General features: G+C 59.1%; 11 protein-coding genes. 6 read left to right on the top strand and 5 right to left on the bottom strand.

The genetic code is table 11. From position 1 onward, the window contains the following. A partial coding sequence (locus tag NKI59_RS34030) for a TCP-1/cpn60 chaperonin family protein (protein WP_352708901.1) occupies nucleotides 1-593 on the top strand: 593 nt, incomplete at its 5' end. Between the two features lie 645 nt (nucleotides 594-1,238). Here NKI59_RS34030 and NKI59_RS34025 read toward each other — a convergent pair. Then, nucleotides 1,239-1,976 (bottom strand): helix-turn-helix transcriptional regulator, encoded by a 738-nt coding sequence (locus NKI59_RS34025; RefSeq protein WP_352708899.1) that lies wholly within the window; start codon nucleotides 1,974-1,976, stop codon nucleotides 1,239-1,241. Between the two features lie 951 nt (nucleotides 1,977-2,927). Here NKI59_RS34025 and NKI59_RS34020 point away from each other — a divergent pair. Further along, entirely contained in the window at nucleotides 2,928-3,740 is an 813-nt protein-coding gene (locus tag NKI59_RS34020; protein ID WP_352708897.1) for a hypothetical protein, read from the top strand. Nucleotides 3,741-4,125: 385 nt separating this feature from the next. Here the strand turns inward: NKI59_RS34020 and NKI59_RS34015 are convergent, their stop codons facing one another. Beyond that, entirely contained in the window at nucleotides 4,126-5,229 is a 1,104-nt protein-coding gene (locus tag NKI59_RS34015; RefSeq protein ID WP_352708894.1) for an acyltransferase family protein, read from the bottom strand. 67 nt (nucleotides 5,230-5,296) lie between these two features. On the opposite strand from NKI59_RS34015, the gene NKI59_RS34010 reads away from it, so the two are divergent. From NKI59_RS34010 to NKI59_RS34000, 3 genes are read left to right on the top strand one after another with little or no spacing between them, the layout of a single operon-like run. Next, the gene (locus NKI59_RS34010) at nucleotides 5,297-5,887 is read left to right on the top strand and encodes a hypothetical protein (protein WP_352708891.1); all 591 of its coding nucleotides are present in this window, start codon (nucleotides 5,297-5,299) and stop codon (nucleotides 5,885-5,887) included. Between the two features lie 59 nt (nucleotides 5,888-5,946). Then, complete coding sequence (locus NKI59_RS34005) at nucleotides 5,947-6,456, top strand: hypothetical protein (protein ID WP_352708890.1); 510 nt, start codon at nucleotides 5,947-5,949, stop codon at nucleotides 6,454-6,456. Between the two features lies 1 nt (nucleotide 6,457). Then, nucleotides 6,458-7,156 carry a transglycosylase SLT domain-containing protein gene (locus tag NKI59_RS34000; protein ID WP_352708888.1) on the top strand — a complete coding sequence of 233 codons (699 nt, stop codon included), beginning with the start codon at nucleotides 6,458-6,460 and terminating at the stop codon, nucleotides 7,154-7,156. A 42-nt stretch (nucleotides 7,157-7,198) separates the two neighbouring features. Here the strand turns inward: NKI59_RS34000 and NKI59_RS33995 are convergent, their stop codons facing one another. Then, nucleotides 7,199-7,531, bottom strand: a complete 333-nt coding sequence (locus NKI59_RS33995) for a hypothetical protein (protein ID WP_352708886.1) — start codon at nucleotides 7,529-7,531, stop codon at nucleotides 7,199-7,201. Nucleotides 7,532-7,676: 145 nt separating this feature from the next. Then, complete coding sequence (locus NKI59_RS33990; RefSeq protein ID WP_352708883.1) at nucleotides 7,677-8,129, bottom strand: helix-turn-helix domain-containing protein; 453 nt, start codon at nucleotides 8,127-8,129, stop codon at nucleotides 7,677-7,679. Nucleotides 8,130-8,937: 808 nt separating this feature from the next. Between NKI59_RS33990 and NKI59_RS33985 the strand changes: the two genes are divergently transcribed. Beyond that, the gene (locus NKI59_RS33985; RefSeq protein WP_352708882.1) at nucleotides 8,938-9,195 is read left to right on the top strand and encodes a hypothetical protein; all 258 of its coding nucleotides are present in this window, start codon (nucleotides 8,938-8,940) and stop codon (nucleotides 9,193-9,195) included. Nucleotides 9,196-10,547: 1,352 nt separating this feature from the next. On the opposite strand, the gene NKI59_RS33980 is transcribed toward NKI59_RS33985, so the two are convergent. Then, nucleotides 10,548-11,258, bottom strand: a complete 711-nt coding sequence (locus NKI59_RS33980; protein ID WP_352708880.1) for a hypothetical protein — start codon at nucleotides 11,256-11,258, stop codon at nucleotides 10,548-10,550. Nucleotides 11,259-11,535: the final 277 nt, after the last annotated feature.

The following is an 11,535-nucleotide window of genomic DNA, read 5'->3' as shown; positions in this document are numbered from 1 at the left end:
AGATCGAGGAGACCACCTCGGACTACGACAAGGAGAAGCTGCAGGAACGTCTCGCCAAGCTGGCGGGCGGCGTTGCCGTCATCCGCGTCGGCGGTGCGACCGAGATCGAAGTCAAGGAAAAGAAGGACCGCGTCGATGACGCCCTCAACGCGACCCGCGCGGCCGTCGAAGAAGGCATCGTTCCCGGCGGCGGCGTCGCCCTGCTGCGCGCTTCGCTGGCCATCACCGTCACTGGCGCCAACTCCGACCAGACCGCCGGCATCGCCATCGTGCGTCGCGCGCTGCAGGCTCCGGCCCGCCAGATCGCGGCCAACGCCGGTGCGGAAGCATCGATCGTTGCCGGCAAGATCCTTGAGAACAAGGGCGCGACCTTCGGTTACAACGCCCAGACCGGCGAATATGGCGACATGATCGCCATGGGTATCGTCGATCCGGTCAAGGTTGCGCGCACGGCTCTGCAGGACGCGGCCTCGGTCGCCGGCCTGCTGGTCACCACCGAAGCCATGATCGCCGAGGCTCCGAAGAAGGAGTCGGCTGGCGGCGGAATGCCTGGCGGCATGGGCGGCGGCGGCATGGGCGGTATGGGCTTTTAAAGGTCCTCGCATGTCGACAATTTCGAAAGGGCGGCAAGGAATGCCGCCCTTTCTTCGTGCCCATTGCGCCGGTTGTCGGCGACCCGCAAGCCGGGGTATATGCCCGCCAAGGGTTGTGCTTATGTTTGGACGGATACTGCCTTTTTTCCTGGGGCTGGCTTTACTGTTGGGCAGCGGCTGCGCGCGCAGCGATGATGGTACGGTGGTTATTCCGCGATCGCTTGATGCGAGGCGATTCTTTGACAAAGAGCCGCCATCCCTGCAGCAGCCACAGATCGAAACCAGCGTGTTTCCGGTTGCGCCACAGGAGCCGGAAAGGCTCGAACCGCGCCGTACGGCAAGTCTCAAGACATCAAACAGACGTGCATCGCGGGTCGTAAGTCCTCCGCTCTCCTCTTCCGAGCCGCACAAGCTGCTTGTCTGCAAGAACGTCAGCGAGCCCGGCAAGCGGTACCGTATGGTTTGCGAATAGGGCACTTGGTTTGGCCAGCATTCTACCCTCAGAGGGTCGCGGCGCCTTTCCGGATGAGGTTGTCCAGAGCGACGTCCCCCTTCTTTCCTCATGATCCAGTCATTCTATCATTCCCAGCTTCACGAAACCGAACGAATTTGCCGGCGGCTTCCCGCGAAGCGCTTGGCTAGCGATCAGAACCGTCTTTGGAAGAAAAGGCCACGCTCGGCCGCGATCGCAACCGCATGCGCCAAGCTTTTGGCACCCAGCTTGGCCCGTGCCAGATCAAGATGAAATCGGACCGTGCGAGGGGATAGCGACAGTATCTCTGCGGTCCGTTTGACCTTCTCTCCCCTCGCGTACCATTTCAGGCATTCGATCTCTCTATCGGAGCATACCGTCTGATGGCGTGGCCTTCCTTGGATTCGACCGATAGCATTGTGAAATTCGCCGGCGAGATGCTGGAAGTCGCGAACCTCGGATTTGAGAAACGCCTGCCACGCCGCTGCGTTCTCGTTGCTCGTCACGCTCAGAATGCCGCGGTCGCCGTCGACACCCCTAACTGGGAACGTGACGCCATGCTTTCCGGCCCCATGTTCCCTCGCTTCACCGAAGAATGTCCGCACAGCCTTGTCCGATAGGTCGATCTCCTTCCAATCAACCAATGTCACAGCACGCAGCCCGCAGGGAAGCACGGGATCGATTTCGAAAAAATCCTTCTCGATGTAGCGTTTCACCCAGTCAGGCGAATAGGTGGTCACGTAGAACGGCTTACTCGGTTCCTCATAAACCGGCCTGACGGTAAGAAAGGCCGCCGTCTCCAGGCCGTAACTTTCGACAATTGTGTTCAGAAGGTCCGTTGCGTCCGCAGGAGAGGCAACTGCTCGAATACCCTCAGTCATGTCATCAAAATTTGAGTCAAATTGCGCCATACCCAGCTTACCTCCTTGCTATCGACGTGCCTCTCCAAGCCATTCGCGCGGGCTATTTAACTAGGTTGCTCCTCGCTGGATTCCAGCGTCTCGCGACCTGTCAAAAGTGACAGGCGAAACCGCCAGTATACTTAGGTTGCAACCCCCTTTATTCCAGATTGCATGGCCACAACCGGCGTGGAGGAAACGCCTTGGATACGATCGTACTTTCGTCAAACGATGTGGGTCGGCGGACTAACCCTACGCGTGCCTCGCGCCGTGCATCACATCGGAGTTCCGGAACGACCGACCACGAGGTTTGCCGTTTCTGTTCGGAGCTGGAACAATTAGACGCTGATAGGGATGCTCTCTTTGCTTTGTCCCCTCCACCTGTGCCGGGCAACCCTGCGCAGAGCAAGCAGTTCTTCACAAAGCTGAATGCGATTACGTCTCGCTATTTAGCGCTCGAACAGCGGCTTCGAGAGGCTCGCAGCGACATCAGGCAAGGCTACCCACGAAGCCGCTGAGTTCGTCCAGTCGGATGCCGCTGCATAGCGCGCATTCAGAGTATCGATTGCCTGATGGTACCATCCCTTGCCGAAATCCAGAAAGTCAGACCGCCCCGCGCCAACTCTACACCGAGGCCCCTACCCGGCCCATCGTGCACCGATCCGGATACGAGCACCCTCCTCCCCTCGCTGGATATGAGTCAGAGACACTTGCACGGCGATTTGCAAGATAGTTTATTGATTCAATGAATCTGAAGAGGAGTGATTCATGGGAACCAGCAATCAACTTGTCGTGCACCTATCGCGGCGTCGACGGCTGCGACCTGGGCCAGACCGCGACGCTGGGAAAGCAGACGTGGCCTTGCCATGGCATGGCTCGTAACCGCCACCTTGAAAAAATGGGTTGTCTGCTCGCCGATCCGGAAAGACGAGGCTATCGTCCGGGCGTTGTGCAACCAGCGAAATGGCCGACGTCGCCGGCGAGAGGCTGAAAGCAGGCGTAGCCGTCACCCTCCCCGATGATCCCGATCGTCGCATCCCCCTCTACGCCCAGATCGGGCGCGAGGCTCGCAAAACCCATCGCGGCATTTCGGCCAGCCCCTTCCAGATGCCTTGGCTCTACCGGAAATCCTCACCTGCGAAACCCATGACCCTCGAGCACGACATGCGTACCTTTCGTCACATCCTCCCCATCGTCGCATCCGCGGCCTTGCTCGCCGGTTGCGCCGGGCGAGTGCCGGATGCTGCACATTCGGCCCCGCGTGGACACGTTTCGGCTACGGACGCCTATTTGAAGCCCGATCGGGTCAGTCGCAGCCGGCAGGAATATGCGCCTGACTGGGGCCGCTTCCCGCCGATCATTACCCAGCGTACCGGCTACCCAACCGAAGCTCAGGCGAATAACGCCTTGCGCCGCTCGCATTGGAGCTCTGTGCCCGTGCGCACGCTCATCACGAAGGAAGGCATCAAGACGATCTCCGTCCCTGCGGAAGCCCCGGACACGATCGCTGCAGGCGTTCGCGTCTTTGCCTGCCGGCCAGGAGCGCTCAATGGCTATACCGGCCGCGTGCAATATTACGACGGCCCCGTCGTCGCCTGCGCTTCCGACCTCCTGTCTGCCGATGGTCGCGTGCTCGCCCGAGTACCCCTCAATTTCTACTACTGGCAGCAGGCTTGGCGCGTCCAAGACCCGAGGCCGTCCTACAAATCCGTCCCGTGGGCTTATCAGGAACCCTCGCCACCCAAGAGCAAGGGCTGGTTCGGCAACCGCTACTAAGCGGCGGCCGTCACACTACCGCGCGTGTCGGCAGGCCAGATGCGCACAGAAGCCGACGGCCCGCGGGTATCGTGCATTCAGGATTCCGGGGGATCGAGCGGTACGCTGCACAGCCTCCCAACACCGTAGCTACTTCACGGTCGAGGTCATCTACCGGTTAGGTTCTGCTCTTCTGCTGGGGGCTCGCATCGCACGAACACCTCCAGCACTTGCGATATCTACCCCTGACGGCGATCCGTTGCGCACCATACCCCTCGATACCGCCGAGCGCATGGCTCCAATGACGCAGCATGCCGCGACGAGCGCTGCCAGGGCATCGCCGTCGGTCTCGGTCAATAGCTGCTCCGCCAGCGCCCTCGCTCCTCGCGGAATTTGATCGGCATCTTCACCACCAACCGACCACTGACGATTTTCTTCTGTCACGGCGCACCTCCCGGACTGTTCGATTTGACCATTGGCGGCCGAGTTGGCGGAGCGGATCTCCGATCGCCGCTGTCAGCACATGAGACAGCCCGATCGCAATCACGATCGAGAGCGTTGCCGTCGCCGGAGCGCCCAGGAATTGGCCAAGGGACCAATTGAACATTGCCAGCACCGGCAGATGGATCAGATGGAGGGCATAGGAGATGTCTCCTAGGTGGCGCAGCATCCGCCCCGGCCAGTTCACAGAACCATTCCGCAAGGTCGCCCTTGTGACGATCCACCCGCACATCAGCGCCAGTGCGGCAGTCGCCACGCCATGTGTCCCCGGCGGCAAGATCGACAGCATGAAGGCCCCGGCCGTCATCCAGAACCCCGCTTCCATGTTACCGATCGCCCGCAGGTGTTCCGCCAGTCGTGGCCACGCGCTTTTGCCCATGGTTGCTCCGATCGCCAGCCCGACCGCGATTGCATCGATGCGGAACGTCCAAAGCGTCCCGCCCCATGGCCGCAGCGTGAACGTCCCGACCACGAGAACGAGTCCGGCCAGCGCGACGAGCGCCCGTCGCGGTAGCAAGAACACCAGGAGCGGAGCCAGTAGATAAAATTGCATCTCGGCGGCGACCGACCAGAATGGCCCAAACGCAAAGGCGTTCCCGCATCCTGTAGCGCCACCGAAACAGGGCGCCCAATGCGCATTCGAGATGAAGGCAAATGCCGCCTTCGCGTCTGCAGGCTCAACGCCGCTTCCCGGGATGATCAACCCGATCGAGAGGAAGGCGCCGACGCACCAGGCTAGCGGCACGATCCGCATAGCACGCCTGACATAGAAAGCGGAGGCCGCCTCGAGCGCTCCGAACTCGAGCCGCAGGCTTCGCAATGAGCGTTCCACCAGCAGGCCGGAAATCACAAAGAACAAGTCGACCCCGACGCTCCATGCCGGCGCAAACAGCAGAGCGGCGCTCGTCCCGCCCTCTCCGAAGACCGGCCCGACATGCGACAGCACCACCAGCCCGATCGCCAGACCACGCAATTCATCCAGCCCCGATAGGCGAGCTTCCTGGTTCATTCAAATATCACGCTCGACAATCACTAAGACATTGATTTAATCATAATCCAGAAAAGCGAGACAAGGAATGCACGAACGCCTGACATTTGTCGCAGTCGCGACTGCCCTTACATTGGCGCCCCACGCTTCGGCTCAGTCGCTCACGCATGATCCGAACGCCTGGCGCGCCGTCGCCTACGCCGATCTCGAGCTCCCGAACTCGGAAGCTGTGCCCTACGCCTCCCTATGGGCCGACCGGCTGAAGAAGAACAACGACGCCTACATGGCCAAAGGCGATACGCGCTTTGCGGTCGCCAACGCGCCGGCTTCCGAGAGTCACATCGTGGTGCGCAGCCCGACCAAAACCGTCGTCCTCTCGGTCCTGCACACGCTCACCGGCTGCTCGCCGATCCGCACCGATCCTGTCGGCAATGCCACGCTGAAACGATGCCCCATGCGCCTGGCGATCTATCAGAATGGTCGATCCACGGTCGCTGACGCTGGCTCCGGCTGTTTCATCGAATATGGCGCGCAACCGAATAACGTCCGCCCCGACCTCGCTCGGAATGGTGCAATGGGTGCATATGATGTTCAGGCCCAAAGCATTCGCGCCGGCATCGTATTCGAAGGTGAAATCGCCCCGGAATGCCAATTCCGGGTCCCGGTCCCGCAACCCTAGGGGAAGCCGCGGTGCCCGGTGTGTTTCCGGCAGCCTCGATATTCGGAAGGAGCGCAACCATGATCGACATGGAAAACCTGACCTTATTCAGTACACCAGCCTGCCACCGGCCATCGCCACCGGATCAAGGCTTCCCTCACGGCGCGCGATGCGCGGCCTTGACCGCGGCTCCTGCCGGCGGCAGCGGCGGGATGATGTTCAGAATATCTGCCATGGCCAGCCCGACAATCTTCACGACTCTAGCCGTCTTGATCTCGCCGTCAATCGCGCAAGCGCTTGATCCGCTCAAGGCTCCGCAGGGATCATATGTAGCGTCTACACACACATGTGCCGATCTCGACCAAGGCGTCGGCGCTCTCGAACTTGCCGAGTTCGACGGCGACGCAATCACCGTCGGCGCAAGCACCTGCAAGATAGCTGGCACCCGTCATGCAGGCGATGCGTTCCAAGCCTCATGTACAGAGCGTGGCAGCAGTTCCCCGGTCATGACGCCGATGAAGATTACGCGCCCATCCAACGACGCGCTCTCCATCAATGGCACCATCTATAATTTCTGCCCGGGGAAGTAAGATGCTGCGTCCCGTCCCAATACTCCTCTCCGCGCTCCTGATCGTCGGACAAGCGCCTGTTGCACAAGCGAATTCCTTCGACCAGGATGCAAGTTCTTGCGACCTCAATGACAACACGACTTTGCGCTCCCTTTGTAAGAACGGAGCGGGTCTGCCGAGCTATCCGTCCACGCAAGAGATGATGGAGCGCAGCCCGAACATCGCCAATATGATTGTAGACGCCGCCAACAAGTATGGCCTTGATCCCAAGCTCGCTCTTGCCGTGTCCGCTCACGAAGGCGCGATGTCAGCATGTGCCGGCTCCTTCAGTGGCGTTCTTGGACCGATGCAGCTTACGGGGGCGACCGGCCGTGCCTACGGAATGGATCGGGGCATCTTGTCCGAAAACATTGAAGGCGGCGTAATGACGCTTCGCGATGCCGTCAAATCGTGCGGCGGCACGTCAAGTATTCGCTGCCTCGCCGATCGTTACAACGGCAGCACTGAAAGCCAGCGCCGTAACTGGGCGAACGACGTAAACCGCCGCTATGCCGGCCTCAATTCGGCCGGCCAATCCATTCCTCAGGGATGCCGCGCGCAAGCGGTCTGCCAAATGGGACCAGGCGACTTTCCGACGCCCAACGGTGATGACACAAAACTCGCTTCATCCGCTCCCGGTCCCGCCGGCAGCGACATCAACGTTGCCTCTGGTCAGGTGTGACTCCGTCTCCCCATTGAGGGCCACGCCGTCGGCCCGCCGCCTTCAATGGGAGAGATTGCGCGGCGAGAGCTTTCCAAATCCCCGTTTCAGATGGCTCGCCAACTCCTGGCGCACATCATCAGGCCATTGCTCCATCCCAACGCAGTTCACTTCGGCCGCAACCAGCGACCAGTACAGCAGGTCCGCGTGTCGTCCTTCGAACAGGGCCGCCACGATGAACTGTCCGATCACCAACATGATCGTCTCGGGCTTGCCTTTCTTCCGCAGAAATTCGGAAACCTCTTCCGCCCATGGTTTCGGATGGCAATCGACGAACGCCGCCGCTTCCTTATAGAGCGCATTGTCTCCTGCGACTTGCCAGAGATTCGCTTGCATCGTGAACCCTTCAGCAAAATGATGCCAATGCATCGACGCTGGCGGATTTTCGAATGCCCGTCAAAGAAATATAAAGCATATTTTCAGTCTATCGTAGCAAATGAATCTACGCCGATTGGTTAGCGGCGTCCACTTTTCTTGTATGCTACTGGCTTGTCCTGGGTCTCTTTTTGGCCAGCGGTAGCTGCTTCTTCTCGGAGGTTGCCCCAGCGGGGATGGCTGCCTCTTTCAAAGAAGGTACACCACTGAACTCCGTCATCGAGCGCTTCACAGCACGCGTGGCCTCAATATGCCGCGCAATCTCGTTGAAGTTGAAGCCGAACGTCTCGATGTCGCGCTTCACGCTGTCGTCGTCACCAGTACGCCCAATGAGCGTCCACACCGGCACCTTCAGGTGCCGTGCCAGCCGCTCCAGGGTGACGAATGTCGGGTTCCCCTTCCCCGTCCGCAACTGGTAGAGCGTGCCGCGCGATAGCCCCGTAGCGTCGGCAAAACTCGCATAGTCCGGGTACTCGTTCTCGATTTGGCGAAGTCGCAGGGCGAGCAGGATCGAAAGCCAACCATCGCTGTCTTCTGTCTTGTTTTTAAATATCGGCACGGTTGCACTCCTGTTTATCGGTCGGAATATGACGGCCATTTTTTTGTAAAATGTCTAGCGCTCAGGCTGTTAGCCGAAACGATGACTCATTGCCCTATTAAAGTGTCGTGGCATCCTCCCCATACTCCCGCAAAGTGACGGCGTACAGCTTTTGGCCGCCGCTAAATCGTTCCAGAGCACGATAGCATTTCGATCTGCATGCCCTGTTGAAAATGAATAATTAAATGATCCAGTTTGGATGGCCCGGCCATCCGATTTATGAATTTGTCGTGTAACACCTCACCCGGATGGACAACCCTGTTCTCTGCCCCTGCGGCAGGCAGGCCCTGCAATCGTTGCCCCATACCATTTTCGAATGACCTGGTTCAGATCGACCAGAAGCGAAACCTCGACGCCGCTGTTCAAGAGCGTGGATGATTTCCCGGCTATGTAAAATCTTAGGCGGCCGCGCAGTTCATTTTTGTTGCCGATTACGCTCAAAACGGGCCGCCAGGCTTGGCCCCCCGGAGTCGGCGAGGATCCAATCTCTATCCCTGTTCGAGCTGGAAAAGGCGCCGGGCGACACGTCGCACTCTGAAGCCGATACCGCGAAAGGCGGCACCATGCCCCCAGCCTTCGAAAAACGCTTGATCAATGAGGGGCCATCCCATCTCCGTTGATCATTATAATAACTCTTGATCTGTGATATTATAATGATCTACATGAAAATAGGAGGCTCTGTGTCATGCTCATGAGGTTCGCGTTCGCAATTTTCGCCGGCGGCGTGCTCGCTTTCTTCGCCCTGCCCGATCAGGAAGCCGGCCTTCGCATGCTCAGCTTTTCCACTGCTTTCTTGATCCTGTCCCTCGCCGCCGTCTGTGTCATCGAATTTCTAACTCACAGTATCGGACGTTATCGCCTTCGCTCGTCGTTACAGCCGTCGCGCTGTGATGACGATCTTCCTTTGCATGACGCTGCAAAGTTCGAGCGCTCCGCCTGGTCGACGTCCGGCGTCAACCCTAAGGATCCGAACCTGGTTTGGCAGTACCGCCTCAATGATCAGCGCCTTGGCCGCTTCAAACTTTAACAGGTCCTACCGTGCCAGGATCTGCTCAATCACGCGCACAGCCGATCCTCCTGTTCCGTCAGGTCTGCGATCTCCTGATACCGTAGCCCCAAATGCTTCAACGCTTGCGCACGGCGGCGTCCCGAATTCCCAAAAGGCCCATAGCGAGACGCCCAGGGACGCCGCCAATGTGCCGATCGTCCGAAGGTCGGGTTCGCGCGCCCTCGCGCAGTGATAAACCGTTCCTGCGCAGACACCACTATGCTGTGTTCGCGCGCAAGTGGTCCTCGTAGTTACCTGATGCAACGGCTCCTGGTCGCCAATCTCGAGGTTTGCGAATGGCGCTCTCAGCGATGCAGGCTTGGGCCACCTGGCCGAGGCGATCCTGCGGTCACGACAGCTAAGTCCTGGCCCTTGCTCTCTTGTCCCAGATGCCGGATGCCCAGCGCGGTTGGAGCACAACGTACCGCTGTTCGCGAATCTATTCCAAGCGGCAGAACGCGTGAAGCGCCCCGGCTATTTCGCCGGGTTCGACTCGCTGTTAAATCATTCTATTGATCCGATAGCGGCTTGGCGGCATTATCAGGCCCATGACAAAGGTGTCATGGCCAAGCGCTGCCCAGGTATATCGCGCCTTGGGAGGATTCCCGGCGCGCGGGAGCTACTTGTGCCGTTGCCCAGTACCAAGTCACGGGCAAGGGAAAGGCGACCGCCATCCCTCCCTCTCTGTTCGTGACGGGGATTATCGTCTTATGCTCCACTGCTTTGCGGGCTGCGATCCCGTCGACGTCGAGACCGCCATTGCGGACCTGGATTTGTCGAAGCGCGCGGCCGAGCCTCTGCGTCGTGTTCGTCCGGCTGTGACGACGATGTACAGAATTTAAATCTGATCGTGGGCGCGGCAAGGTCATCCCTTATTGATGCTGAGGTAACCGAAATGACTGTCTTGCGTTTTGGCCTCGCATTGCAAACAGCGTCCGTGGCTGGATTGGCCCTGCTGTCCTCACCCCTGTGGTCAAACGCGGTGGTCCGTCGGCAGAGCTAATTTGCGCCTCCGCGCGACTGATGCCCGACAAGGCCATTGCCGAACTAATCAACCGGTCAGGAAAGCGAACGGTCGATCGGATGGATGGTCGCAGTCACGTGTGCGGGGCTTCCGCAACCCGCACGGCATCGCGATCTACAGGGATGGCGAATGGTCCGAGCGCGGCGAAGTCACGTTGACTGAAGCCGCCCCCAATCTGAGCTCCGCGACGGTCCATCGCTGGCTTGCCGCCGGCTGTCATTCCTGCCGAGCAGTATTGCGAATTGACTTCCAAGACCGAAATCAGAGAAGGCTCTCAGAAAGGCTAAACCCGGCAGTAAAACTGCGCTCAAGAAATCCGCTCGACCGTTTCAGTCGCCGAGCATTTGATTAGCTGGGATAACTCGCCTCGAGTTAGCCAAATGAGCCAGTCATCATCTTCGATGTCTCGATCAGGCAAACTCAAGACGGATCCATGTGCTTCTTTGTGAAGATAGCCGTATTGATCGGCGACTCCCTTTTGGATAAGCCAAGTAGGCACAAGCGCATAGATGAAATCGGGGGACCATTTCGCCCATGCTAGCCCAAAAGCGACACCTGCAAGCGTGGGTGCTAAGCCCAGTCCTCTAAGGTCACTTCGGAGCCATAAATCGCCGTGATACGCTACGATCCCGCTTATGATCCGAGCAGTCGGGGCGACACAAACACACGACGAACCCGGGCCGGCATACCTTGCAGGATCCACATAGCAGGCTTTCAATGACTCAAGATGGTCAGCCAAGTTGGTAGGCGCCAGATCATCCACACGAAGCGCCTGGACATGCGCTACTTTCCCGAATTTATCTTCTCCAACGACCCAAAACGCCTGGCCGGGCCCAAGCTGTGAACAATCTGGGCGGAAGTTCGGAAAGGTAGGATATTTCCCCGCAAGCTTACTTGTAATTGAAAGGTACTCCTCAAAATCTTCCCCCATCCTGAATTGCACGCCCGCTTTGCGGGCCTTTCGGTCAAGCGAACAGAGATATGTCGATACCTCAAGTGTGGTCGCGTCGTCATGCATCGCAGGTACTCTTACCGTTAGATTGATAATCCGTTGGATTGATAATGCACTGCTCGTGTGGGTCAGTGTAAGGCGGCTAGAATGGTGACCGACGGCGGAGCCGAAGGACCCGTATCTCGCAGCCGACGTAGATTGAGCTCCCTGGGGCGACTTGAGGTCGCCGGTCGCATCATCCACCTCGCGCCCCCCAACTGCACGCTTTCGCAGCTCGTCGTCTGAACCCGCCGGGCTGTCAGATTCTCCTTATTGAAATCCCTGACGATCATGATTCACCTCT

Source organism: Mesorhizobium sp. M0598 (assembly GCF_040320865.1).
Classification (GTDB): Bacteria; Pseudomonadota; Alphaproteobacteria; order Rhizobiales; family Rhizobiaceae; genus Mesorhizobium.
Note: the sequence above shows the minus strand (reverse complement) of the source record. Positions and strands in the feature narration are given on the sequence as shown.

Coding starts and splice junctions, on each gene's coding strand:
- NKI59_RS34010 (WP_352708891.1), top strand. CDS start 5,297: ATGCACGAACGCCTGACATTTGTCGCAGTCGCGACTGCCCTTACATTG.
- NKI59_RS34000 (WP_352708888.1), top strand. CDS start 6,458: ATGCTGCGTCCCGTCCCAATACTCCTCTCCGCGCTCCTGATCGTCGGA.
- NKI59_RS33980 (WP_352708880.1), bottom strand. CDS start 11,258: ATGCATGACGACGCGACCACACTTGAGGTATCGACATATCTCTGTTCG.
- NKI59_RS33995 (WP_352708886.1), bottom strand. CDS start 7,531: ATGCAAGCGAATCTCTGGCAAGTCGCAGGAGACAATGCGCTCTATAAG.
- NKI59_RS33985 (WP_352708882.1), top strand. CDS start 8,938: ATGCTCAGCTTTTCCACTGCTTTCTTGATCCTGTCCCTCGCCGCCGTC.
- NKI59_RS34020 (WP_352708897.1), top strand. CDS start 2,928: ATGGCCGACGTCGCCGGCGAGAGGCTGAAAGCAGGCGTAGCCGTCACC.
- NKI59_RS34005 (WP_352708890.1), top strand. CDS start 5,947: ATGATCGACATGGAAAACCTGACCTTATTCAGTACACCAGCCTGCCAC.
- NKI59_RS34015 (WP_352708894.1), bottom strand. CDS start 5,229: ATGAACCAGGAAGCTCGCCTATCGGGGCTGGATGAATTGCGTGGTCTG.
- NKI59_RS34025 (WP_352708899.1), bottom strand. CDS start 1,976: ATGGCGCAATTTGACTCAAATTTTGATGACATGACTGAGGGTATTCGA.